Genomic DNA, 24,613 nt, shown 5'->3' with positions numbered 1-24,613 from the left:
TGCGGAGCCGCCCTACGTCTGGCCGGCCGGCTTCCCCAATCCGCGCGCCTCGGCGTCGAAGCTGCGCTCCCATTCCTGCTGCGTCGGCCGCGCGGGCGGCTGCAGGTCCAGCAGATAGAAGGTGTTGCACCCGCCATGGCCGGTGGCGCCCATGGGTTCGCGGATCTTCCGGAAGCCGGCGCGCTCGTAGAGGCGGATGGCGCTGTGCATGCCCGACAGCGTTTCCAGGTAGCAGCGTTTGAAGCCGAATCCGCGCGCGGCATCCAGGCAGCGCTTGAGCATCGCGCTGCCGGCGCCCTGGCCACGGACCGCCGGCATGAAATACATCTTGCGCAGTTCGCAGGTGTCCTCGTCGCCACCTTCCAGCCGGGCCACGCCACCGCCGCCCATCACCCGGCTGTCGAGCTCGACCACGAAATAGGCGCTGCGCGGTTGCGAATAGGCGCGGTGCATCCAGTCCACTTCCGGGTCATTGATCGCGAAGCCGTCCCCGCCCGCCCCGAATTCGGGCATCACGCTGCGGATGATGGCCGCCATCGCTGGCTCGTCGCGTGGTTCGATCGGGCGGATGCGCCAGGTGGGGGCCATCACGGGGTCTCCTCGGGAGGCAGGTAATGCGACTTGAGATCCTCTGGCGCGATACCCGGCGAGAACAGGAAGCCCTGGCCGATGGTCACGCCCATTTCCAGCAGGAAGCGACGTTGCAACTGGGTCTCGATGCCCTCGGCCACCAGGCTCAGGCCCAGGCTGCGCGCGATGCCGGTCACGGCCTGGCACACCGCCACGTCGGACTTGCGGTCCGGCACGCCCTGTACGAACAGTTGACTCAGCTTCAGGCCATGTATCGGCAGCCGCCGCAGGTAGTTGAGCGCGCTGTAACCTTCGCCGAAATCGTCGATGGTCAGCACCACGCCCATGTCGCGCAGCGTGGTGAAGGTGCGGACGGTGTCCGGCGCGTCCTCGATCAGCACCCGTTCGGTGAATTCCAGTTCCAGGCTGTCGCCGGAGAGGCCGGAGTCGTGCAGCGCCGCACGCACGTGTTCGGCCAGATCCTCGCCCAGGAACTGCCGGTAGGACACGTTGACCGCGATGCGGTCCAGGGGCAGGCCCTGGTCGCGCCAGCGGCGCATCTGCCGGCATGCCTGCCGCAGGACCCATCCGCCGATGCCAACGATGTCCCCCGTCGTCTCGGCGTGGCTGATGAAGTGGTCCGGACGCATTTGTCCCAGTGACCGGTTGTTCCAGCGGATCAGCGCTTCGGCGGCGACGACCTTCCCTGTGTCCAGGCGCACCAGCGGCTGATAGACCAGGTTGAACTCGTCGTTGCTCACCGCGCGGCGCAGGTGGGTCTCCAGTTGGAGGCGCTGCAGCTGCTGCTCGGCCAGTTCCGCGGTGAAGGCCTGCCAGTCGTTGCGGCCGCGGCGTTTGCTGTCGTACATCGCGACATCGGCGTTCTGGATCAGCTGGGGGGCACGGCGTCCATCGATGGGGGACTGCGCGATGCCGATGCTGGCGGTGATGCTGAATTCCTCGCCGTCCATCCGGAAACTCTCGGAGAACGCTTCCAGGATCGCGTCGGCCAGGCGTTCGGGCCGTGAGGGCTCGTCATCGGTGCCGCAGATCACCAGGAACTCATCGCCGCCAAAGCGGGCGATCAGCCCTTCGCTGCCCACGGCGCGCTGGATGCGGCGGGCCGCGGCGGAGAGCAGGCGGTCGCCCGCGGCGTGGCCGAGCACGTCGTTGACGATCTTGAAGCGGTCCAGATCGATGTAGAGCACGGCGGCACGCGCGAACGAGGCGTCCGACAGGCGGGTTTCCAGGTCTTCCAGGATTGCGTCGCGGTTGAGCAGCCCGGTCAGCGGATCGGTCCGCGCCTGCACGCGCAGGGTTTCCTCGGCCTGCTTGCGCTCGGTGATGTCCTGCAGCGTCCCGGTGATGTGCGCGCTGAGCGGGTCGCCGGTCTCGGCTTCGCCGATCACCCGCACCCAGAACAACCGCCCGCTCGCCTGCCATCCCTGCATTTCCAGGCTCAGGCCACGGCCGTGCTCGATCGCGTGATCGAGGGCGACGCGAAGGCGGCGCCGATCGGGCTCGCGCAGGCAGGCGAGCAGTTCCTCGATCGTCGTTGGCGCCGGATGCTGCCCGAGGATGCGCTGCGCCTCCCCGGTGAGATACAACGCGTTGCGGCCGGTGTCCCACTCCCAGCCGCCGATATGGGCGAGCGTCTGCGCGCGGTCGAACAGCGCGCTGTCGCGCTTGAGCGCGGTCACGTCGGAAAACATCGACAGCACCTGGCGGGGGCGGTCGTCGCCGGAGTCGAACTGCGGCACGGCGGTGACGGTCAACCACGTCAGCTTGCGCAGCTGCTTGTCGTAGAAGCCCAGCACGGTGCTGCCGACGGGCTGGCCGGTGTGCAGGGCGCGCAGTGCGGGGTACTCGTGTTCGGCCAGTTGGCGGCCGTGTTCGTCGACGATCAGCCAGCGCTCGCGCCCCAGTGCCTGGCTGACCGACTGGCCGGGCTGGATGTCGAACAGGCGGATCGCGGCTGCATTGGCGTGGATGATCCGGCCGTCGGCGTCGCGTACCAGGATGCCCTTGTCGATCGTCTCCATCAGCTCGCGATAGCGAAGCTCCGCGATGCGGCGGCCGCTGAGGTCGCGGGCGACGGCGACGATGCGGGTCTGGCCATCGTCGTCGAAACCGGCCGAATGCACCTCCACCGGGAAACGCCGGCCGTCGGCGCGCATGTTGGTGACTTCGACTACGTAGGTTTCGCCGCGGCTGAGCGTGTCCCAGACCGGACGCAGGTGGTCGCGTGGCAGGTCGGGGTTGAGGAATTCGATGGGCTTGCCGACGATTTCCTCGCGCGTGCGCTGGTAGGCGGTCATCCCGGCCTTGTTGACGTCGAGCACCGTGCCATTCCAGTCGATGATGCTGACCGGGTCGGGCACGGCATCGAAGACGGCGCGATAGCGGTTGCGTTCGGTGTCGGCGGTGGTGGCGGCGTCGCGCAGCACGTCGCAGGCCTGCTGCAGCAGCGGGCGCAGGTGGGGAGGCAGGGCAGGGTCGTCGAAGGCCTGCTCGAGCGCCGCCAGCGTGCCGGGGGCCGCCGGCACGGTGGCCGGGACATCGGACGAGCGGGGCGCCTTCCGGCTCATGTCGCCGAAAGTGCCTTGCCGACCTTGCTGCCGGTCTCCCGGCCCAGCAGCCCGGCGAGCCAGCGGCCGGTATCGGCGAGCGCGCCCAGGTCGATGCCCGTATCGATGCCCAGGCCGTGCAGCATGTACACCACGTCCTCGCTGGCCACGTTGCCGCTGGCGCCACGGGCGTACGGACAGCCGCCGGCCCCGGACACCGCCGAATCGACCACGGACACGCCCTCTTCGAGGCAGGCCAGGATGTTGGACAGCGCCTGTCCGTAGGTGTCGTGGAAATGCACCGCCAACGCAGGCATGGGCACTTGGCCCGCGACGGCCCGCAGCATCGCGCGGGCCTTCCCGGGCGTACCGACGCCGATGGTGTCGCCCAGCGAGATTTCGTAACAGCCCATGTCGTGCAGCGCCGCGGCGACGCGCACCACGTCGGCGACCGGCACCTCGCCCTGGTAGGGGCAGCCCAGGACCGTGGACACGTAGCCCCGCACCTTCACGCCTTCGGCTCGCGCGCGTGACATGACGGGCGCGAAGCGCGCGAGCGACTCGTCGATTGAGGCATTGATGTTCTTCCGGTTGAAGGCCTCCGAAGCCGCGGTGAATACCGCCACTTCGCGCACGCCCACCGCAAGGGCGCGATCCAGCCCCTGCTCGTTCGGCACCAGGACCGGATAGGCCACACCGGGCCGCTTGGCGATGCCGGCGTAGACCTCCGCCGCGTCGGCCAGTTGCGGCACCCATTTCGGGCTCACGAAACTGGTGGCCTCGATGCTGCGCAGCCCGGTTGCCGACAGGCGGTCGACCAGCGAAATCTTGTCGGCGGTGGCGATGTGCGTCTTTTCGTTCTGCAACCCGTCCCGCGGGCCGACTTCGACGATGCGCACGTGCGCGGGCAGGGTCAAGGTCCGTCCTCCAGGAAATCCAATGCGACGCGACGGTTGCGCGCGCCCTTGTTCTCGATGCGGCCGACGCGGATCGCGCCGATCTCGCCGGTGCGCGCCACGTGCGTGCCGCCGCAGGGTTGCAGGTCGGTGCCTTCGATCTCGATCAGGCGCACGATCGGCGCGTCCAGCGGCGGGCTGACAGACATGGTACGGATCAGTTCGGGCTGCGCGCGCAGTTCGTCGCCGGAAATCGACCGCACATGCACGGGGCGGTCGGCCGCGATCATCGCCTGAAGGCGGGCGGTGAGCTCCGCCGGGTCCAGGCGCAGCGCGCCGGCGTCGAAGTCGAGGCGGCCGGAGCGGTCGGTCAGGTTGCCACCCGTCACGCCGGCGGGGACGGCCGCTGACAGCAGGTGCAGTGCGGTGTGCATGCGCATGTGCCGATGGCGACGGGGCCAGTCCAGTTCAAGCCCGACCGGTGTGCCGGGGACCAGCCAGGGGCCGCCGCTGGTCAGCGTGCTCACGATCTGGTGGGTTCCGCGGTCGCGGCGCGTATCGGTCACCTCGATCCGGCGGCCGTCCTCGAGCACGAGGTGTCCTATGTCGCCGGGCTGGCCGCCACCGGTCGGGTAGAAGATCGTTGCATCCAGGACCAGCCCGCGTTCGTCGTGGTGCAGCACCCGGGCCGCAGCCTGGCGCAGATAGGCGTCGTCGTTGAAGAGTTCGCGCTGCATCGCCACAGGCTACCAGCTATGCGCGCATCGCTGGCAGGCGCGACGCCGGCGGGGCGAGGGAACGGGATCGCGGCCCGGCGCGGGCGGATGGCGGCAGGGCGGCGAATCCTCTCCGCACGGTCCGTCAGCCTGGGGGGGCCAAGGTCACCAGCACGCCGTCGCCCTCGACGAAATCGCCCGCCGCGGCGCGCACTTCGGCGACGGTGCCGTCGCGGGGCGCCTTGAGGCTCAGTTCCATCTTCATCGCCTCGATCACCATCACCTCCTGGCCGGCGGTGACCGCATCGCCCGGTGCGGCCCGCACGACGACCACCCGCCCCGGCATCGGTGCGATGACGCGGTCGCTGTGGGCACTACTGCTCGCCTGTGCGGCTTCGAACATGGCGACCGGTTCGAGTGCGAGGCGCTGCTGGCCGTCGTGCACGACCACGTGGCGCCCGTGTTCGAGCACATTGAAACGTCGGCCGCGGCCATCGATGCGCAGGCTCAGCTCGTCGCGATCCAGGCGCGCGCCAGCCACCGCGTACGCACCGTCGGCCTGCTCGATCAGGTACTCGCCGCCGCTGCCGTGCGTGCGCAGCTCCAGTCGCTGGCCGCGATGCAGGAATGCCAGGCTGCGTTGCCCGCCGTGGCCCAGCCGCCAACCGTCCGCGATCGCCCAGGGCGAGGTCGGGTCGTTGGAGGCGCCGGCCTGCTCACGGGTGTCACGCTCCTGGACCAGCAGCCGCGTGACCGCAGCGGCGAGCATGAGGTCGGTTTCGGGTGTCGTGTCGACGCCGCCCGGCGGGGGCACGAATTCCTCGAGGTGGCGGTCGAGGTAGCCGGTGTCGATCGTGCCGTCCACGATTGCGGGATGGCGGCTCAGGCGCTCGAGGAACTCGATGTTGGACTTGGGTCCGGTGATCTCGCACTGGGCCAGTGCTTCGCGCAGGCGGGCCAGGGCGCGCGGCCGGTCCGCGTCCCAGACGATGAGCTTGGCGATCATCGGGTCGTAGAAGATCGTGACCGTGTCGCCTTCCACCACCCCCGAATCGATGCGCGTGTGCGTGTCGGGGGTGGGCAGCCGCAGACGCTCCAGGCGTCCGGAGCCGGGCAGGAAGCCGGCCTCGGGATCCTCCGCGTACAGGCGGACCTCGATCGCGTGGCCATCCTGGCGTACCCCGTCCTGCTGCAGCGGCAGCGCTTCGCCGGCGGCAACGCGCAGTTGCCACTCCACCAGGTCCAAGCCGGTGACGTACTCGGTGACCGGATGTTCGACCTGCAACCGGGTGTTGATTTCCATGAAGTAGAAGCCGCCGTCCTGGCCGACGATGAACTCGACCGTGCCGGCATTGACGTAGTCGATGGCCCGCGCGGCCGCCACTGCCGCCGCACCCATCGCCTCGCGGAGCTCCTGACCCAGGAACGAGGAGGGAGATTCCTCCAGCACCTTCTGGTAGCGGCGCTGCGCCGAGCATTCGCGCTCATTGAGGTGCAGGGTGTGCCCCTGGGCGTCGGCGAACACCTGGATCTCGATGTGGCGTGGTTTCTCGACGTAGCGTTCCAGCAGCACGCGGTCGCGTCCGAAGGCGTTGCGCGCCTCGCGCTGGCAGCTTTCCAGGTTCGCTGCGAACTCGGCGGACGTGCGCACGATGCGCATCCCCTTGCCGCCGCCACCATGCGCGGCCTTGATCATCAGCGGATAGCCGATCGCGTCGGCCTCGCGCTGCAGCACCTCGGGCGACTGGTCCTGGCCGGTGTAACCCGGCACGACCGGCACGCCGGCGGCATGCATCAGGTCCTTGGCGCCAGCCTTGCTGCCCATCTTGCGCATCGTGGCCGCCTTGGGCCCGATGAAGGCGATGCCGGCAGTCTCCACGGCATCGGCGAAATCCGCGTTCTCGCTGAGAAACCCGTAGCCGGGGTGGATGGCCTGCGCCCCGCATTGGCGCGCGACTTCGATGATCGCCTCGCCGCGCAGGTAGGACTCCTGCGGACGGGGGCCACCGATGCAGTAGGCCTCGTCGGCCTGGCGCACGTGCTGGGCGTCGGCGTCCGCTTGCGAATACACCGCGACCGTACGGATGCCCAAGCGTCGGGCAGTGCGGATCACGCGGCAGGCGATCTCGCCGCGGTTGGCGATCAGGATCTTGGCGAACATCAGGCTTGGGTCCAGTACGGCTTGCGCTTGTCGAGGAAGGCGCCGAGTCCTTCCTGACCTTCGGGGGAGACGCGCAGGCGGGCGATGAGTGCCGCGTTCTCGATGTCGAGCTGGGCGCGGTCGTGCTGGGCGCAGACGCGACGCACCAGTTGCTTGGCGGTCGAGGCTGCGTGGGGACCGGCTTTCAGCAGCAGATCGATCTGGCGCTGGACCGCGCCGTCGAGCCCGGGAGCGTCGACGACTTCATGAAGCAGGCCGATGTCGCGGGCCCGGGCGGCGTCGAAGATCTCGGCCGTGGCGAACCAGCGTCGCGCCTGGCGCGCTCCGATGGCGGCGATGACATACGGGGAGATCACGGCCGGCAGCAGGCCCAGCTTGCTTTCGGTCAGGCCGAATTTCGCTTCCGGCGTTCCCACGGCGATGTCGCAGCAGGCCACCAGACCCACGCCGCCGCCGAACGCCGCGCCGTGGACGCGCGCCACGGTGGGGCGGGGCAGTTCGTCCAGGGTCCGCATCAGGCGGGCGAGGGCGAGGGCGTCGTCACGGTTGGCTGCCTCACTGGCGCCTGCCATGCCGCGCATCCAGTTCAGGTCGGCGCCGGCGGAGAACGAGGCGCCTTCGCCTTCGAGGACCACGACGCGCACGCTCTCGTCCTGGCCCACGGCCACGAGCGCGGACGTCAGGTCCCCGATCAGCTGTGCGTCGAACGCGTTGTGCAGCTCCGGGCGGTTCAGGCGCAGCCGGGCCACCGGGCCGTCGCGCAGGGTGAGCAGGGCAGGACTCATGGGCGTTCCGTGTCGTGGAAGCTGAATGATAACGACCTGCCGCTTCGTGGCGGTCCTGCGGCGAGGGTGCGGAATCCCGGATGCGCCGTCCGCAAGGCTGCTAGAATGAGAACAGTTCCCATTTGCGGCCCTCACCGGGGCGGTGTCCACGTGAAGTTGTCCGAATTGCCGCACCGCACGGCCGCTACGGTCGAATCCGTCGACGATCAAGCCCCCAACGACGCCATTGCCCGGCGCCTGCGCGAGCTGGGCTTCGTGAGCGGCGAGCGTGTCGAAGTGATGGCGGCCGGTCCCGTTGCCGCCGAGCCACTGCTGGTGCAGATCGGATTCACGCGTTTCGCACTGCGCCGCAGTGAAGCGGCCCGCGTGCGCGTGCGCACGGAGGTCGAGGCATGAGCGAGGCGGCGACCGCCATTCGCCTGGCGCTGGTGGGCAATCCCAACTGCGGCAAGACGGCGCTGTTCAACCTGCTGACGGGCAGCCGGCAGAAGGTGGCCAACTACGCCGGGGTGACCGTCGAACGCAAGGAGGGCCGCTTCCACGCGCCGTCCGGACGCCAGTACGCGCTGCTCGACCTGCCCGGCGCCTACAGCCTGCACGCGGCCAGCCTGGACGAGGCGATCACCCGCGACCTGTGTCGCGGCTTCTACCCGGGCGAACCCGCCCCCGACGTGATCGTCTGCGTCGTCGACGCGACCAACCTGCGGCTGCACCTGCGCTTCGCGCTGGAAGTGCGCGAACTCGGCCGCCCGATGGTGCTGGCGGTCAACATGATGGACGCCGCCCGCCGCCGCGGGATCGAGGTCGACCTGGCCGTGCTGGAGCGTGAACTGGGCATTCCGGTAGTGCCCACGGTTGCCGTGCGCCGCGATGGCGCACGCGCGCTGGTCGCCAAGCTCGATGCGATGTCGCAGGGCCTGCCGCCACCGACGCCGCGCACCGATCACCCGGTGCCCGACGCCGAGGTGCTGCACTCCGAAACCCGCCGGCTGCTCTCGCTGGCCGTGTCGATGCCACGTCGGACGGCCGAGATCGACGACATGCTCGACCGCTGGCTGCTGCATCCGGTGGTGGGCCTGATGTCACTGGCCGTGGTGATGTTCCTGATCTTCCAGGCCGTGTACGCCTGGGCGACGCCGCTGATGGACCTGATCGACGCCGGCACCGCCGCGCTGGGCGCCTGGGTCGGTGCCACCCTGCCCGAAGGGCCGCTCAACAGTCTCCTCGTCAACGGCATCATCGCCGGCGTGGGCGGCGTGATCGTGTTCCTCCCGCAGATCCTGATCCTCTTCGCCTTCATCCTGGCGCTGGAGGAGAGCGGCTACCTGCCGCGAGCGGCTTTCCTGCTGGACAAGATGATGGCCTCGGCCGGGTTGTCCGGCCGCTCCTTCATTCCGCTGTTGTCGAGTTTCGCCTGTGCGATCCCCGGGATCATGGCCACCCGCTCGATCCAGGATCCGCGCGACCGCCTGGCCACGATCATCGTCGCGCCGCTGATGACCTGTTCGGCGCGCCTGCCGGTGTACGCCCTGCTGATCGCGGCCTTCATCCCGGCCCGCAAAGTAGGACTGTTCAACCTCCAGGGCCTGGTGCTGTTCGCGCTGTATGCCGCGGGGATCGTCAGTGCGCTCGTGGTGTCCTGGGTGATGAAGCGTTGGCGTCGCGACCGCAGCGAGCACCCCCTGCTGCTGGAGTTGCCGTCCTATCGTCTGCCGCATCCGCGCGACCTGGCGCTTGGCTTGTGGGAGCGCGCGGCAATCTTCATGCGCCGCGTGGGCGGCATCATCCTGGCCCTCACGATCCTGCTGTGGTTCCTGCTCAACTTCCCGGGCGCGCCGGCCGGGGCTCCGGGCCCGGCGATCGACTACAGCTTCGCGGGCCGCATCGGCCACGCGATGACCACCTTCTTCGCCCCGCTGGGCTTCAACTGGCAGATCTGCATTGCGCTGATCCCGGGCCTGGCTGCGCGCGAGGTGGCGGTGTCCTCGCTGGCCACCGTGTATGCCTTGTCGGCGACGGACGACACCGCCGCGGCCCAGGCGTTGGCTCCGCTGGTGGCCGCGGACTGGTCGCTGGCCACCGCGCTGTCGCTGCTGGTCTGGTACATCTACGCGCCGATGTGCCTGTCCACGCTCGCCACGATCCGCCGGGAAACGCATTCGTGGAAACAGGTCGGTATCAGCGCCGGCTATCTGTTCGCACTGGCCTACCTGGCTTCGATGATCACTTACCAGGTCGCCGTGGCACTGGGGGCTGGATGATGCACGCGTCGCTGCTCGCGCAGTACGTCGTGATCGCGCTGGCCGTGGCCCTCAGTGCGGGCTTTGTCGTCCGGCGACAGTTCCCGCAGGAGGTGCGCCGCCTCCGGCTGGCCTGCGCCGTGCCGCTGGTGCGCGAAGGCCGGCCGTCCTGGTTGCGCCGGATCGGTCAGTGGCTGGCGCCCGTTCCGCAGGGCGACGGCGGAAGCTGTGGTGGGTGCAACGGGTGCGGTCCGGGCTAGGGATCCCGTCGGAGTATCCGGAGGTCCCGCGTCAGTGGCGGCGCCGTGCCTTCGCGCCAGTGGCCTGCGTCATCTCCACCGATAGCGTGAACGTGCGTTCCTCTTCCGGAAAAAGCGCGCCCACGCCGATCACCTGCCGCGCGATTTCCTCGCCGCGCTCGTTGCGGATCGTCACCACCATCGAATATTCCCAGGGCGCCTCGTTGTCGGGCGGCGAGATCGTGCCTTCGACATGCAGGGGAGAGATCCTGGGTTTCGCACCCGCGATGGCAGATTCGTCGAAGCGCAGGTGATGCCGGCACGCCGGGCAGACGCTGGCGCTCTCCAGGATCGTGGTCTTGCAGTGCGGGCACACCCGGGTCGCACCCGGGGTGCCCGGCTTCGGGGATGTCATGACGCCTTGGCGGGCTCTGCGTTGCCGCCGGAACTCTTGGGCGCGCCCTTGTCGCTGCCGAATTCGACCTGGCCCTTCATGCGCGATCCCGCGGCGACGAGCAGGGTCTCGGCCTTGAGGTCGCCGATGATCACGCCGCTTTCGAGCAGTTCGACGCGCTGGGCGGATTCGATGTTGCCTTCCAGTTCGCCCGCGATCACGACCTTGCGGGCACGCACGCCGCCGTTGACCTTTGCGCCCACCTCGATGGTCAGGTCACCCTGGACGTGCACGTCGCCCTTGAAGCGGCCGGCGATGCGGATGTGGCCGGCACCCTCGATCTTGCCCTCGATGGTGAGGTCGGAGGCGATCAGGGATTCCTTGCCTTCACTGCGCTCGGCGACGGCAGTGCGCGAAGCTTGCGCGGGCGCGGGATTGAAGCTGAATTCACTGCCCGGATCCGGTGAGCGGCTGAGCGCGGATTCGGTGGGCTTGGGCGGCTCCGGCGGAGCGGAAGTGTCGCGCTTGGGCGCGGAAGGCTGGTTGAAGATGGCCATGACGCGGGCTCCTGTGCTGGGGGAAAAAGGCCACGGAAACGCGGAATCCCGAGCCTAGCATGCCCCCCGGAGCACGATGCTGTGACTGCGCGCCGCAAATCGCGCGCGCGCCCTGCGGCGATCTTGCGTGCGAAAACCGTTCAGGTGTCTGTCGCGGAAGGCCGCGATTTCAAGGCGACGCAGATTCCTGAAGCTCGTCAGGGCCTGAGCGGCGGACCGCCACGCGCGCACACTGGCGGCGCTGGCCGGATGCACGCCTCGGGCGCGATGCGCGCGTGCGCCGGTCCGGTGTCGCGATGCTTCGCGCGGCTACGCCAGGCTTGCTGCGCGATTGCGACGCGCGGCGGTTCTTCGGTGTCGGAATGATTCGACCGGGCTCCGTGACCGTTCCGCCCAGTGTCGCGCAGGGCGTCCGCGGGAAACGGAATTCCCGCACGGCGCCAACGGCTACATACGGAATACGCCGAAACGCGTGCGGTCTTCGATCGGTGCGTTGAGGCTGGCCGATATCGCCAGGCCCAGCACGCGGCGCGTGTCGGCCGGGTCGATGATGCCGTCGTCCCACATGCGCGCGGTGGCGTAGTAGGGATTGCCCTGGGATTCGTACTGGTCGCGGATGGGCGCCTTGAAAGCTTCCTCGTCCTCGGGCGACCACACCTTGCCCGCGGCCTCGATGCCATCGCGCCTGACCGTGGCCAGCACCGAGGCGGCCTGTTCGCCGCCCATCACGCTGATGCGCGCGTTCGGCCACATCCACAGGAAGCGCGCGCCATACGCACGGCCACACATGGCGTAATTGCCCGCGCCGAAACTGCCGCCGATGACCACCGTGAACTTGGGCACGTGCGAGCACGCCACTGCCGTCACCATCTTGGCGCCGTCCTTCGCGATGCCTGCGTTCTCGTATTTCCGGCCGACCATGAAGCCGGTGATGTTCTGCAGGAACACCAGCGGGATGCCGCGCTGGTTGCACAGTTCTATGAAATGGGCGCCCTTGAGCGCGGATTCGGCGAACAGGATCCCGTTGTTGGCCACGATGCCCACCGGATAGCCATGCAGGTGGGCGAAGCCGGTCACCAGGGTCTTGCCGTAGCGCGCCTTGAATTCCTGGAACTGGCTGCCGTCGACGACGCGGGCGATCACTTCGCGGATGTCGAACGGACGCCGCGTGTCGCGCGGGACGATGCCGTACAGCTCCTGCGCCGGAAACAGCGGCTCGCACGCGGGCTGCACGGCCACGGGCAAGGTCTTGCTGCGGTTGAGGGTGCCGACGATATCGCGGGCGATCTGCAGCGCGTGGCGGTCGTCCTGGGCGAAATGGTCCGCGACACCGGACACCGACGTGTGCACGTCGGCGCCTCCCAGGGCCTCGGCATCCACGACCTCGCCGGTCGCGGCCTTCACCAGCGGCGGGCCGCCGAGGAAGATGGTGCCCTGCTCGCGGACGATGATCGATTCGTCGCACATGGCCGGCACATAGGCGCCGCCGGCGGTGCACGAGCCCATGACGACGGCGATCTGCGGGATGTTCTCCGCGCTCATCCGGGCCTGGTTGTAGAAGATACGGCCGAAGTGTTCCTTGTCCGGGAAGACCTCGTCCTGCAACGGCAGGAATGCGCCGCCCGAGTCGACCAGGTAGATGCAGGGCAGGCGGTTCTCGCGCGCGACTTCCTGCGCGCGCAGGTGCTTTTTCACCGTCATCGGGAAATAGGTGCCGCCCTTGACCGTGGCGTCGTTGGCGACGATCACCACTTCCTGCCCCATCACCCGGCCGATGCCGCAGACCATTCCGGCAGCCGGCGCGGCGCCCTCGTACATGCCTTCGGCGGCCAGCGGGGCGATTTCGAGGAAGGGCGACCCAGGGTCGAGCAGCGCCGTGATGCGGTCGCGCGCCAGGAGCTTGCCGCGCTCGGTGTGCTTGCTGCGCGCTTTCTCGCCGCCACCCAGTGCGGCGCGGGCCAGTCGCTCGTCGAGTTCCTTGACCAATGCCTGGTGGTAGGTGGCGTTGTCCTGGAATTCCTGCGAGCGGGGGTCGAGCTGGGAAGTGAGCGCGGGCATCGGCGTTGGATTGCTGAAAGACGCGGCATCAGAACATACGCGGCGATGCCCGTCACCTGCGGAGCGGTGGGCGCCTCAGCGCCTCTGCGGACCCGTGGGGAAGGGGGCGCGAACAATCTGTCACGGGATGCGCGCCAGCGCAGGGCCTGAAAAGCAGAAGGCCCGCTTGCGCGGGCCTCCTGGGTGCAGCATGCGCGAAGTCGATTACTTCTTGACTTCTTCGGCAGCGGCTTCGGCCTTGTCGGCGACGTTCTGAGCGGCGTCGGCGGTGGCCTGGGCAGCGTCGGCGGTGGCTTCGGCGCCGGCAGCAGCGGCGGTCTCGGCAGCGGCGTCGACGGTGGCAGCGGTTTCGGCAGCGGCTTCGCCGGTGGCGGCAGCAGCAGCGTCCACGCCTTCAGCAGCGGCGGTGCCGGCAGCGTCAGCAGCGGCAGCGGCGGCGTCGCCGGCCTGCTCGGTGGCAGCAGCGGCTTCGGCGGCTTCGTTCTGGGCGGTGGCGGTTTCGTTCTTGCAGGCCGACAGAGCGAGGACCGCAGCGGCGAGGAGGACGTACATCTTGGTGTTCATGAATCTCTCCGAGGAGTTGTCTGAAAAAAGCAGGATTGACATCAGGCAACGCCAGTGCGCGCAGCGATCCGGCATGTGCCGGCTTCTATCGTTCACTGACCACATGGAAAGAGCCGCCGGACTTGCCGACGGCTCTTAACCTTTCACACTGTAGCAGATTCCCTGTTAAGGGAAAACCGTTACTTGATTACTTCTTTTCTTCGGTAGCTTCTTCGGCCGTGTCGGCAGCCTGCTTGGCCGTGTCAGCGGCTTCTTCAGCAGTGTCGGCCATGGTGTCGGCGGCATCGCCCGTCGGGGCGGTGGCGGCGGCATCAGCCGAGGTGGCGGCAGCGTCGGCAGCCTGGGCGGCGGCGTCAGCAGCAGCCTGGGCGGCGTCGGCGGCAGCGGCATCGCCCTGGCCGGCGGCAACGTCGGCCGAAGCCTGAGCTTCGGTGGCGGCCGTTGCAGCGTCGGCAGCGGCTTCGTCAGCCTGCTGCTGGTTGGTGCAGGCAGCCAGGGCGAAGCCCATGGCCAGAGCGATCAGCGCCTTGTTGAAAGTCATGTTGTTTTCCTCGTCGTGGAATAGGGGCAACGCGCGCAGCGGCGCGTCCATCACATGATGACAAGGCCGCTACCGCTGTCAAGCGGGTGGCCGTCTTTATTTCGTTATTGCGTTGTTAGACCGGCGGGGTCTGGACGGCCCCCGTTGGGCCTTGTGCACGTCCCGTGAAGCATTTCGGGCTCAGGGGAGCTCGATGGCGATGGCGGTCGCCTCGCCCCCGCCGATGCACAGCGAAGCCACCCCGCGCTTGCCTCCGCGCTGGCGCAGGGCGTTGATCAGGGTGACCACCAGGCGGGCGCCGCTGGCGCCGATGGGGTGCCCTAGGGCGCAGGCGCCGCCCTGCACATTGAGCTTTTCGTGCGCGATGCCCAGGTCCTTCATGGGGGCCATCGCCACGCAGGCGAACGCCTCGTTGACCTCGAACAGATCGACTTGGTCCACGGTCCATCCGGCCTTGGCCAGCACGTTCTGGATGGCGGTGACCGGCGCGGTGGTGAACCATTCCGGGGCCTGCGAATGCGTGGCGTGCGCCACCACGCGGGCCAGCGGGGTAAGCCCGCGGCGCTTGGCTTCCTCCGCCGACATCAGCACCGTGGCAGCCGCGCCGTCGGAAATCTTGGACGACGAGGCCGCGGTGAGCACGCCATCCTTGCCGAAGGCCGCGCGCAGTGTGGGAATCTTGGCCGGATCGATCTTGCCCGGCTCTTCGTCGGTGTCGACCACCACTTCGCCCTTGCGGCCCTTGACGGTGACCGGGACGATCTCGTCCTTGAACGCACCGCTGGCAATCGCCGCCTGGGCGCGGGTGACACTGGCCGCGGAATAGGCATCCAGCGCAGCCCGGTCGAAGCCGTACTTCTCGCAGGCCATGTCGCCGAACACACCCATCGCCTGCTTGTCGTAGGGATTGGTCAGGCCGTCCCAGGCCATGTGGTCGAGCATCTCGGTACTGCCATAGCGGGTGCCGGTGCGCGAGTTGTTGATCAGGTGCGGGGCATTGGTCATCGACTCCATGCCGCCGGCAACGACCACGTTCGACGAGCCGGCCTTGATGGCGTCGGTGGCCAGCATGATCGCCTTCATGCCCGAGCCGCAGACCTTGTTGATGGTCGTGCAGCCGGCCGACGGCGGCAGCCCGGCGCCCAGCGAGGCCTGGCGGGCGGGTGCCTGGCCCAGACCGGCCGGGAGCACGCAACCCATGATCACCTCGTCGACCTGGTCGGGCGCCACGCCGGCCTGGGCCAGCGCCGCGGCGATGGCGGCGGTGCCCAGCGTGGGGGTCGGGACGCCGGTGAACTGGCCAAGGAAGGAACCGATGGCGGTGCGCTTGGCACCGACGATGACCACGTCGCTCATGGGGGACTCCGATGGGGGCCGGCACCGGGCCGGTATCACCCGATTATGCGGCGGCGTGTTGCACTGCCGCAAACACCTGCGCGGGACCGCGGCCCGGCTTGCTTGTCCCAGGCCCGGCCCGGGGCTAGCCTGCACGGATGGGGGGATGGCCTCGCAGCGTGGTCCTGCGGGTGGCCGGCGTGATGCTGGCCGCCGGGATGGGCATGTGCGACGCGGCGGCGCAGGTCGCCGCCGTGTCGTATGAGGATGTGCGCTTCCAGCGCTATGGCGTCGAGGACGGGTTGTCCCAGACCTCCGCCGTCTCGATGCTCCAGGACGAAGCCGGCTACGTCTGGATCGGCACCCAGGACGGCCTCAACCGCTTCGACGGCTACGAGTTCCGCGTCTACCGCAACGACCCGCGGGACCCCGGCAGCGTGCCCGACAACAACGTCCCGATCCTGGAACGCGCCAGCGAGGGCGGTTTCTGGCTGGGCACGCTCACCAGCGGCGTCGGCCGCTACCTGCCCGCACAGGACCGCTTCGAGCGCCATGTCGCCGACGGCCGGCCCGGGTCGCTGCTTTCCAACGTGGTCACCGCCCTGCACGAGGACGCCCAGGGCAGGTTGTGGGTTGCCGGCAGCGGTGGCGAACTGCAATGGCTGGCCAAGGGGAGCGACCGGTTCGAATCGGTGGCGCCCGATGTGTCGGCGCAGGTCGGTCCCATCACCTCGATCCTGCCGCTGGGCAAGGACGTGCTGCTGGGCGCGCAGTCCGGCCTGTGGCTGATGAGCCGCGACGGACGACGGGTCCGGCGCTGGTCCGAAGGGCAGGGCGTGCCCGTCGAAACCCTGGAGCTGGCGCCCAAGGGCGGCGGCGTATGGGTCGGCACGCGGACCGAAGGCCTGCTCCATTTCGACTTGGAAGGCCGTCGGCTGCAGCAATGGCGGCGCGCCGAGGGCTTGCCGGACGAGCAGGTGCGCGATCTGCAGTTCGACGACCGCGGCCAGCTCTGGATCGCGACCTTCGACGGCCTGGCGCGGCTGGACGCGGCGGATGCGCCGATGCGCGTGTGGCTGTTCGGCGCGGGCCTGGCCGGCACCCTGGCCTCCAGCCGCATCCACAGCCTCATGCTCGATCGCGACGGCCTGCTCTGGGCCGGGACCTGGTTGAACGGCGTCAGCGTGCATGTGCCGGCCACGCGCAGCTTCGGCGAGATCCAGGTCAAGGAGGCCGGCGCGCGCGGCAGTTTCAGTACTGCCGTCACCGCGGTCCACGTCGATGCCGACGGCACGTTCTGGCTGGGCGCCGTCGAGCGCATGGGCCTGGTGCACTACGACCTGCGGCGCGGCCTGCTGGCGCAGTTCTCGCACGATCCCGCCGACCCGCGCTCGCTGCCCAGCCCGCGCATCACCCATGTCGTGCGCGATCGGCGCGGGCGGCTGTGGGTGGCGTCCTCGGGCGGCCTGGCCCGGCTGGACGGCAACCGCTTCACCGTCTTCCGGCACGATCCCGCCGACCCGGACGGACTGCCGCACAACTCGCTGCGCCGCCTGTACGTCGACCGCGCCGGCACGCTCTGGGTGGGCACCTTCGACGGAAAGCTAGCCTCACTGTGCGAGACCTGCACGAAGTTCCGCCGCTACACGCTCATGGCCGCCGGGGTGCGGACCGCGGGCGGAGCTGGCGTGGAAGCAATCTTCGAGGACAGCCGCGGCAATTTCTGGGCCGGCGGGCTGCTGGGCGGGTTGCTGCGCATCGACCGCGCCACGGGCCGGATCGAGCGGTTTCGCGCCGACATCCATCGGCCCGGCGCCATCAGCCACGACACGGTCACCGCCATCGTCGAGGACCGGCGCGGGCGCCTGTGGGTCGGCACGCAGGGCGGCGGGGTCAACCGCGTGGACATGGATGCGCAGGGCCGCCCGTACTTCAGCGCCTATGGCATCCAGGAAGGGCTGGCCACCAACGCGGTGGGCGGCATCGTGGAGGACGCCGCCGGCAATCTGTGGATCAGCACCACGGAGGGCATCAGCCGGCTGGACCCGCAGACGGGCCGGATCGCCAACTTCGGCGCCAGTACCGGGACGCAGCTGCTGGGGTACTTCGTGGGTGATTTTTCCGCGGTCCCCGACGGTCGCATTGCCTTCGGCGGGATGCGTGGCGTAACGGTCTTCGACCCGGGCCGCGTGCAGGCGATGCCCGCGCCCTGGCGCGTGGCGCTCACCGACCTGCGCCTCCAGCGCGTCGACCCGCAGTCCCCGTCGTCCCCGCGCGCGGTCGACGTCGAGGGCACGCGGGTACTGCCGCCGGAAGGCGACGACATCACCCTGGGCTTCTCGGCGCTGAGCTTCGCCGACCCGGACAGCCTGCAGTACGCGTACCGGCTGGAAGGCGTCAACGACACCTGGGTGAACGTGGATGCGCGGCACCGCGTCGCCAGCTACAACAACCTGCCGCCGGGACGCTACGTCTTCCGCGCCCGCGCCCGCACCCCTGGCGGCGAATGGGGGCAGGAACTGGCCCTGCCGATCCGGCTGCTGCCGCCGTGGTGGCGTACGGCCTGGGCCAAGACGCTGTATGTCCTGGTGGCGCTGCTGACGGGACTGGGCCTGGCATGGGCGGTCCGCGCGCGCCTGGTCGAGCGCGAACGCGCGCGGCGGCAGATCGCCGACAGCGAAGCGCGCCTCAAGCTCGCCCTGTGGGGTACCGGCGACGAGCTGTGGGACTGGGATCTCAACCGCATGACCGTGCGCCGCCAGAACCCGCTGGACTCGATGGATTTCGACGAGACCGAGCGCGTGGAGGACGCCAGTGTCCTGAGCAGCAACGTGCATCCGGACGACCGCGGCCTGTTCGACCAGGCCCTGGCCGACCACGTGGCCGGGCACGAGGAATTCATCGACGTCAGCTACCGCGTGCGCGACCGTTACGGCCAATGGCGCTGGCGCCTGAGCCGCGGGCGCGTGGTGCGCCGCAATGCCGCCGGCCAGCCGATGCGCATCGTGGGCACCAACAGCGACATCACCGGCCTCAAGGAAAACGAAGTGGAGCTGGCGCGGGTCAACGCCGAACTGGAATCGCGCGTGCAGCGCCGCACCGAGGCCCTCCACGCGACCAACGAGAGCCTGCGGCACACCATCGACGAGCTGCAGCAGGCGCAGCAGCAGCTGGTCGAAGCCGAGAAAATGGCCGCGCTGGGCGGCCTGGTCGCCGGCGTGGCGCACGAGATCAACACCCCGCTGGGCGTCGGCGTCACCGCGGCGTCGCACTTGGAAATGGAAACGCGCAAGCTCGGACGGCTGATCGACGCGCAGGCGCTGGATCCGGCCACCCTGGAACACTTCCGCCACGTGGCCACGGAGAGCTCGCAGCTGATCCTGCGCAACCTGCAACGTGCCGACCGGATGGTGAAGAGCTTCCGTCAGGTGGCGGTGGACCAGTCCAACGAGGAAATACGCCGCATCGAACTGCGCAGTTACCTCGACGAAGTGCTGATCTCGCTGCAACCCACCCTGCGCCAGCACCGCCATCGCGTGGAAGTGGCCTGCGACGAGCCGGTGCATGTGGAAACCTATCCCGGCGCGATCTACCAGATCGTCGCCAACCTGGTGATGAACTCGCTGACCCACGGCTACGCCGGCCGCGACCAGGGTTGCATGCGCATCCGCCTGGGCGTGGAGGACGGCCAGGTGGTGCTCGACTACCGCGACGACGGCGCCGGCATGACCGAAGACGCCTGCCGCCGGGTCTTCGACCCCTTCTTCACCACGCGCCGCGGCAGCGGCGGCTCGGGCCTGGGCATGCACATCGCCTGGAACCTGGCCACGCAGCTCCTCGGCGGCAGCATCGTCTGCGAATACATGCCGGGGCAGGGCGCGCACTTCGTCCTGCGGTTTCCGGTCCAGCCGCGCAAGGCATGAACGCTCCGTCCCCGCTCTGCGGAGGACGGTTGGGGCGGGGCGCTTGTCTCCCTCCCCCGCCTGCGGGGGAGGTTGGGGTGGGGCCGCAGGTCGCCGGCATCCCGGCGCTTGGCCGCCAGCTCAGTCGGCGGAATCCGGCAACCCCGCCCGGATCGCCTCGGCCCGGTCCCAGTTGCGGATCAGCAGCGCCGTCAGGGAGGGGTCGAACATCTTCCCGCTGTTGGATTCGATGTACTCGCGGATCCGGTCCTTGCTCCAGGCATCCTTGTAGCAACGCCGGCTGCCGAGCGCGTCGAACACGTCGGCGAGCATCGTGATGCGTCCGCTGATCGGAATGTCTTCCCCGGCCAGGCCGCGCGGATAGCCGCCGCCGTCCCAGCGTTCGTGGTGGGTCCAGGCGATCTCGGCGGCCAGCTGGAGGATGCTCCGCCGCGAAGGGGCCAGCATGCGATAGCCGATCTCGGCGTGGCCGCGCATGATCACGCCCTCTTCGGGGGTGTGCTGCCCGGGCTTGTTGAGGATGGCGTCCGGGATGCCGATCTTGCCGATGTCGTGCAACGGCGCGGCATGCCGCAGGCGTTCGCAGCTGGCCTCGTCGAGGCCGGCTTCGCGGCCGAGCAGTTCGGCCAGCATGCCCACGCGGCTCACATGCGCCGCGGTCTCGCGTGAGCGCGACTCGGCGGCGCCGGCGAGCAGGAAGATCATCTCCAGCTGCGCGTCCGACAGCTCCCGGGTCAGCTGCAGGTTGGAGAACGCAATTGCCACATTTGTGGCGAACACCTCGAGCAGCTTGCGGTCGAGGTCCGACAGCCCCGCCGCCTGCGCCAGGAACAGCAGCCGGTCGCCGCGCGGCAGGTCGAAGACGGCCAGCGCGCAGTGGTCGCTGGCGAACCGGTGCACCCCGTCGGCCAGTGCCCCGCGCAGGCTCTCCACCTGGTGGGCCGGCAGGACCTGCTCCACCTGCCTGCCGACGAAATCCTCGAAAGTGCCCGTGGCCATCGCAACGACCAGGCGCCCGTCCTCGTCGTCGGCGCCCAGGTTCACGCAGAGCACGTCGCGGCCGTCGCCGATCAGGCCGGCCAGCTGGCCCAGCACGGTGGCGGCGAAATCCGCCGTGCGGTCGTGGGCGAAGACTTCCGAGGAGGCCGAGATCACCCGTTCCAGGCCGCGCTTGCTGGTGCGGATGGTGAGGATGTCCCGCCAGGCGCGCAGTGCCGCGAACAGCGTGGTCGACAGCTTCTGCGCCGTGAGCTCGGTCTTTTCCTTGTAGTCGTTGATGTCGTAGCGGGCGATGACCTCGTGCTCGGGCGCCTGGCCGGGCTGGCCGGTGCGCAGCACGATCCGCACGTCGTGGTTCTGGAGGTCGTTGCGGATGTATTCGGCCAGCTCGAGCCCCGCCTGGTCGCTCTCCATCACCACGTCGAGGAAGATGACCGCGACGTCGTCGCGCGCGCGCAGGATGTTGCGCGCCTCGGCGGCGCTCATCGCCGACAGGATCTGGACCGGCCGTTCCTCGAAACGAAAGCCCGACAGCACGAGCCGGGTGACGTCGTGCACTTCGGGTTCGTCGTCGACCAGCAGCAGCGTCCATGGTGCGGCGGAGCGACTGTCTGTAGGCGACAGGAAATCCATGGCGGTGCTCGTATCCCCCCGGCCCCTTTTAACAGGATTCGCGACCCCCGGCGTGAGGGCTTGCCGCGCGGCCGGTCGCCTGACTGGGACAGGCGGCGAAGGCGGCGCGGGCATTGCGGAAGCTGAATCATCCAGCTCCCGGCCGCTCAATGAAATGGGGCCCGGATCGCTCCGGGCCCCGTGTCACACATTGGATGGACTTTCAGGCGTGGCTTACTGGTAGGAACCGGTCAGCGTCGTGCCCGAGTAGGCCGCGAACGCCACGATGTTGACGTACCAGGTCCCTGCCTGCGGCGCGTTGATCGTGCAGGTCTCGTTGTTGGCGGCATTGGCCGAGGCGCAGTCGAAGACGACTTGGCTGGCTTCGGTGCCGCGCTTGACGAAGATGTCCGCATCGCCCGTGCCGCCGGCCAGCTGGAACGTCACCGACGTCGCGCCGGCCGGCACTTCCAGGCGGTAGTGCGTCTGGCTGCCGATCGCGCCGGACAGGCCGGTCACCGGCACGCCGTTGGCCAGTTCGGGCTTGGGCGCAGGCACGGACACCGCGATCGGCATCCGCAGGGTCGGCAGGACCACGTTGCCGTTGGCGGAGTTGCTCGGGCGCAGCACCAGCTTGCCGAAGCGCCAGCTGCCATCGGCCGGGTGGGTGCTGTTGTCGATCGTCACCAAGGATCTGCCGCGACTCGCCCGGCTTGAGCGTCAGCGACGCCGGCAGGACCGTGCCCGCCAGGCCTTCCAGCGTGACGCGCCACTGGTGCTTGTAGGGCAGGGTGTTGCGCACCGTGCGGACGAAGGTGCAGGTGCCGATGCAACGGGCCTTGGCCATGGACGGCTGGTTGAGCGTGGACGGATCACCCCCCGCGTTCGGATTGGCCGCCGCGTAGTTGGCCTTGGTCTCGTTCATCACCAGGCCGGCCCGCGTGGCCAGGTCGACCTGGACGCGGCCCGCGCCGGCGCCGAAGGCGTTGGCCGGGGTGGTCTGGTCTTCCAGCAGCACGGTCTGCGCCGAGGTCATCATCAACGCCGACTTCACTTCCGGCACGGTCCAGCTCGGATTGATCTGGCGCAGCAGGGCGGCGGCGCCGGCCTGGTGCGGCGAGGCCATCGAGGTGCCGCTCATCAGGCCGATGGCGTTCTCGAACCCGGTCAGCGTGGTGCCGGCGATCACGGCCAGGATGTTCACGCCCGGCGCGGTGATGTCGGGCTTGAGCACGTCGAACGCGGCCGGGCCACGAGAGCTGAAGGCGCCCAGCGCGTCGGCGACGTTGGTCGTGACCACGGCCGGGTAGGTGATGCTGCCCGTGGCGCCGGCGACGGCGTGGAAGTCACGCAGCGCGTCGGCACTGGCCTGGGTGATCATGAACGCCGGGATGGTGGTGCCCGGAACGCTCGGCGTCAGCAGGCCTGGCTGGTTGTTGCCCAGGACCACCGCGGTCGCGCCGGCGGCGGCGGCGTTGGCCACCTTCACCGCGAAGCCGCAGGTGCCGCGGCGGATCACCGCGACCGCACCGGTGAAGGTGCCCGCCGGATAGGGCGCGCAACCGTCACTGGGGCCGTCGAAGCCGGTGTTCGCGGCGGTGCCCTGGAACATCACCAGCGGCGTACCAGCCGGAACCGCGGAGGACAGGTCCACACCGCCCGAACCTGGGGTCAGCGAGACGAGCTGCAGCGGCGCGGGCACCGTGCCGGGGCCGTCGACCGTCAGGAAGAAATCGAAGCCCTGGCGCCCGTGCTGGGCGGCGGCAGTCGACGAAGTCCACGGCTCGTTGTGGCCGAGCGTCGAGGGGCCGGGGCCGGAGTTGCCAGCCGAGGTCGCCACGTACACGCCCGCGTCCACCGCGTTGAGCAGCGCCAGCGACACCGACTCGCTCCACGGCGAGGCGCCGCCGCTGAAGGAGTAGTTGATGACGTCGGCCAGGCCGTCGGCGATCACCTGGTTGACCGAGGCGACGACCGAGATGTTCGGCGCCGAGCACGAACCGGTGGAGATGTTGGTGTAGCAGATGTCGAACGCGATGATGTTCGCGTGCGGCGCCACGCCCGAGATGCGCACCGGCGCGCCGCGGTAGGTCGCATCGCGCACGCTGCCCGCCGCTGTCGACGCCGTGTGGCTGCCGTGGCCGTGGGTGTCGCCGAAGCCCGGTTCTTCCCGACGGCCCGCCACGCCGCAGTTGCGGGTGAGGATGTTGCCCGCGGAGTCGCGGTAGTCGCAGACGAAGTCGTAGCCGCCGATCAGCTTGTCGTTGCAGCGGCCCTCGTCCGGCCCACCCGCGGCGCAGGTGCCGATGAACTGGCCCGAGCCCAGCGGATTGACCACGGTGTAGCCGTCGGCGCCGGTGGCGGCGAAGGACGGGCTGCCCCAGTTGATGCCCGAGTCGAACACGGCGACGACCATGCCTTCGCCCTGGGCCTTGTTGACGCCGTTGCCGACGGTCGCCGGCACGCCGTTCCAGACGTTCTCCGCGCCGATCAGGCGCGGGCCGACGTCGGTGTCGGCTTCATACTCGCGGTAGGCCTCGACCAGCGCGACCTCCGGGTCCCGGCTCACGCGCGCGGCCTCGTCGGCCGACAGCACGGCGACGAAACCGTTGACCGCGTGCTGCATGTGCGAGGACACCTGCAGCGAATGGCCCAGCGTGCGCTCGAGCTTCTCCTCGAGGCGGTCCTGGCGGTTGCGCAGGTAATGGACGTAGTCGCGGGCCTGCTGGCCGCGCGCATCGAGCCGGCCATTGGCCTTGCGCGGCGAGGCGATGCCCATGCCGCCGCGATAGCTGGCCAGCGGGGCTTCGCGGAACAGCACCAGGTGCGGCGTCGCGCCGCTGCGGTCGAAGCTGTGCGCGGTGTATTTCCCGGTGACGTCGCCGCCCGCGAGCGCGGCGGAAGCGACGGTGGAGGACGCAGTGGAGGAGGGGCTGGAGAGCCAGCCGGCGGAACCGGCGGCCCAGGCCGCCAGACCGGCCAGGCCGGCCAGCGCGGTGGCGATCGCCAGGCGCTTGTTGCGTGTCGCGCGTGCAGTGGACATGAGTCATTGCCTCGAGGGATAGGCATGTCCCCGCTCCCCGTTCCGGGAACTGGAGTCATGAAAGTTGCGGAAGAATTCACCCTGCCGCCGGCGGCCCCTGTACTGCGCATTCCTGCGCCCGCCGGCCCGCGGAATGTGTCACGCGTCGCGATCCAGCGCCCGCTGCGGTGCAACACCCTTCGACTCCCCGAAGCCCGTGGCCGCAATTGCCCTCCGAACACGTGCGGGCCGCGGCGTTCGGCGCCGTGTCCGCGCGCAAATCATCCGGATTGCAGTCGCAGCAGCGCTCCCGCGCACGGCATCGGCGACGTGCGTGGCGGTATGGAATCGGCGCGGGAATCCTCCGATCGCAGGCGCGGCGCGCGAACGCGTCCGCGGTGGCCTCGCCAGCGGCGACGAGCGGAAGTCCGCGG

Annotated in this window: 17 protein-coding genes and 1 pseudogene; 4 read left to right on the top strand and 14 right to left on the bottom strand. The window is 69.4% G+C overall.

Going from position 1 to position 24,613, the window contains the following annotated elements; genetic code table 11:
* Positions 1 to 12: 12 nt before the first annotated feature.
* From I8J32_RS14955 to I8J32_RS14930, 6 genes are all read right to left on the bottom strand, one after another.
* On the bottom strand, positions 13 to 588 hold the full coding sequence (locus I8J32_RS14955) for a GNAT family N-acetyltransferase (RefSeq protein WP_200615908.1): 576 nt from the start codon (positions 586 to 588) through the stop codon (positions 13 to 15).
* On the bottom strand, positions 588 to 3,158 hold the full coding sequence (locus I8J32_RS14950) for a sensor domain-containing protein (protein WP_200615907.1): 2,571 nt from the start codon (positions 3,156 to 3,158) through the stop codon (positions 588 to 590). Before I8J32_RS14950 ends, I8J32_RS14955 begins: the two co-directional genes overlap by 1 nt.
* A complete protein-coding gene (locus I8J32_RS14945) occupies positions 3,155 to 4,048 on the bottom strand; it encodes a hydroxymethylglutaryl-CoA lyase (RefSeq protein WP_284691305.1) in 894 nt (297 codons plus the stop codon). The genes I8J32_RS14950 and I8J32_RS14945 overlap by 4 nt, the downstream gene beginning before the upstream one ends.
* A 2-nt stretch (positions 4,049 to 4,050) precedes the next feature.
* Positions 4,051 to 4,770: an alanyl-tRNA editing protein gene (locus I8J32_RS14940; RefSeq protein ID WP_200615904.1), complete on the bottom strand. Its 720-nt coding sequence runs from the start codon at positions 4,768 to 4,770 to the stop codon at positions 4,051 to 4,053.
* A 124-nt stretch (positions 4,771 to 4,894) separates the two neighbouring features.
* Positions 4,895 to 6,910 (bottom strand): acetyl-CoA carboxylase biotin carboxylase subunit, encoded by a 2,016-nt coding sequence (locus I8J32_RS14935; protein WP_200615903.1) that lies wholly within the window; start codon positions 6,908 to 6,910, stop codon positions 4,895 to 4,897.
* Positions 6,910 to 7,695 carry an enoyl-CoA hydratase-related protein gene (locus tag I8J32_RS14930; protein WP_200615901.1) on the bottom strand — a complete coding sequence of 262 codons (786 nt, stop codon included), beginning with the start codon at positions 7,693 to 7,695 and terminating at the stop codon, positions 6,910 to 6,912. Before I8J32_RS14930 ends, I8J32_RS14935 begins: the two co-directional genes overlap by 1 nt.
* Before the next feature lie 150 nt (positions 7,696 to 7,845).
* On the opposite strand from I8J32_RS14930, the gene I8J32_RS14925 reads away from it, so the two are divergent.
* From I8J32_RS14925 to I8J32_RS14915, 3 genes are read left to right on the top strand one after another with little or no spacing between them, the layout of a single operon-like run.
* The gene (locus I8J32_RS14925) at positions 7,846 to 8,091 is read left to right on the top strand and encodes a FeoA family protein (RefSeq protein WP_200615900.1); all 246 of its coding nucleotides are present in this window, start codon (positions 7,846 to 7,848) and stop codon (positions 8,089 to 8,091) included.
* Positions 8,088 to 9,956, top strand: coding sequence for a ferrous iron transport protein B (feoB, locus tag I8J32_RS14920; RefSeq protein WP_200615899.1), 1,869 nt, complete (start codon positions 8,088 to 8,090; stop codon positions 9,954 to 9,956). The genes I8J32_RS14925 and feoB overlap by 4 nt, the downstream gene beginning before the upstream one ends.
* A complete protein-coding gene (locus I8J32_RS14915) occupies positions 9,953 to 10,195 on the top strand; it encodes a DUF6587 family protein (RefSeq protein ID WP_407060971.1) in 243 nt (80 codons plus the stop codon). The genes feoB and I8J32_RS14915 overlap by 4 nt, the downstream gene beginning before the upstream one ends.
* Before the next feature lie 31 nt (positions 10,196 to 10,226).
* Here the strand turns inward: I8J32_RS14915 and I8J32_RS14910 are convergent, their stop codons facing one another.
* The 6 genes from I8J32_RS14910 to I8J32_RS14885 all read right to left on the bottom strand — a co-directional run bounded on the left by I8J32_RS14910 (position 10,227) and on the right by I8J32_RS14885 (position 15,644).
* The gene (locus tag I8J32_RS14910) at positions 10,227 to 10,589 is read right to left on the bottom strand and encodes a hypothetical protein (protein ID WP_200615896.1); all 363 of its coding nucleotides are present in this window, start codon (positions 10,587 to 10,589) and stop codon (positions 10,227 to 10,229) included.
* Positions 10,586 to 11,125 (bottom strand): bactofilin family protein, encoded by a 540-nt coding sequence (locus I8J32_RS14905; RefSeq protein ID WP_200615895.1) that lies wholly within the window; start codon positions 11,123 to 11,125, stop codon positions 10,586 to 10,588. Before I8J32_RS14905 ends, I8J32_RS14910 begins: the two co-directional genes overlap by 4 nt.
* A gap of 447 nt (positions 11,126 to 11,572) precedes the next feature.
* On the bottom strand, positions 11,573 to 13,183 hold the full coding sequence (locus I8J32_RS14900) for a carboxyl transferase domain-containing protein (RefSeq protein WP_200615894.1): 1,611 nt from the start codon (positions 13,181 to 13,183) through the stop codon (positions 11,573 to 11,575).
* A gap of 204 nt (positions 13,184 to 13,387) precedes the next feature.
* Positions 13,388 to 13,789: a hypothetical protein gene (locus tag I8J32_RS14895; RefSeq protein WP_207526651.1), complete on the bottom strand. Its 402-nt coding sequence runs from the start codon at positions 13,787 to 13,789 to the stop codon at positions 13,388 to 13,390.
* A 145-nt stretch (positions 13,790 to 13,934) separates the two neighbouring features.
* Complete coding sequence (locus tag I8J32_RS14890; protein ID WP_200616037.1) at positions 13,935 to 14,288, bottom strand: hypothetical protein; 354 nt, start codon at positions 14,286 to 14,288, stop codon at positions 13,935 to 13,937.
* A gap of 180 nt (positions 14,289 to 14,468) precedes the next feature.
* Positions 14,469 to 15,644: a thiolase family protein gene (locus I8J32_RS14885; protein ID WP_200615892.1), complete on the bottom strand. Its 1,176-nt coding sequence runs from the start codon at positions 15,642 to 15,644 to the stop codon at positions 14,469 to 14,471.
* Positions 15,645 to 15,781: 137 nt separating this feature from the next.
* Here I8J32_RS14885 and I8J32_RS14880 point away from each other — a divergent pair, with 137 nt between their 5' ends.
* Positions 15,782 to 19,546, top strand: coding sequence for a two-component regulator propeller domain-containing protein (locus I8J32_RS14880; RefSeq protein ID WP_200615890.1), 3,765 nt, complete (start codon positions 15,782 to 15,784; stop codon positions 19,544 to 19,546).
* Between the two features lie 120 nt (positions 19,547 to 19,666).
* On the opposite strand, the gene I8J32_RS14875 is transcribed toward I8J32_RS14880, so the two are convergent.
* A complete protein-coding gene (locus tag I8J32_RS14875; RefSeq protein WP_200615888.1) occupies positions 19,667 to 21,178 on the bottom strand; it encodes a DUF3369 domain-containing protein in 1,512 nt (503 codons plus the stop codon).
* A gap of 213 nt (positions 21,179 to 21,391) precedes the next feature.
* Positions 21,392 to 24,200 (bottom strand): annotated as a pseudogene (locus I8J32_RS18205) (S8 family serine peptidase).
* Positions 24,201 to 24,613: the final 413 nt, after the last annotated feature.

Source organism: Lysobacter solisilvae (assembly GCF_016613535.2).
Classification (GTDB): Bacteria; Pseudomonadota; Gammaproteobacteria; order Xanthomonadales; family Xanthomonadaceae; genus Agrilutibacter; species Agrilutibacter solisilvae.
Note: the sequence above shows the minus strand (reverse complement) of the source record. Positions and strands in the feature narration are given on the sequence as shown.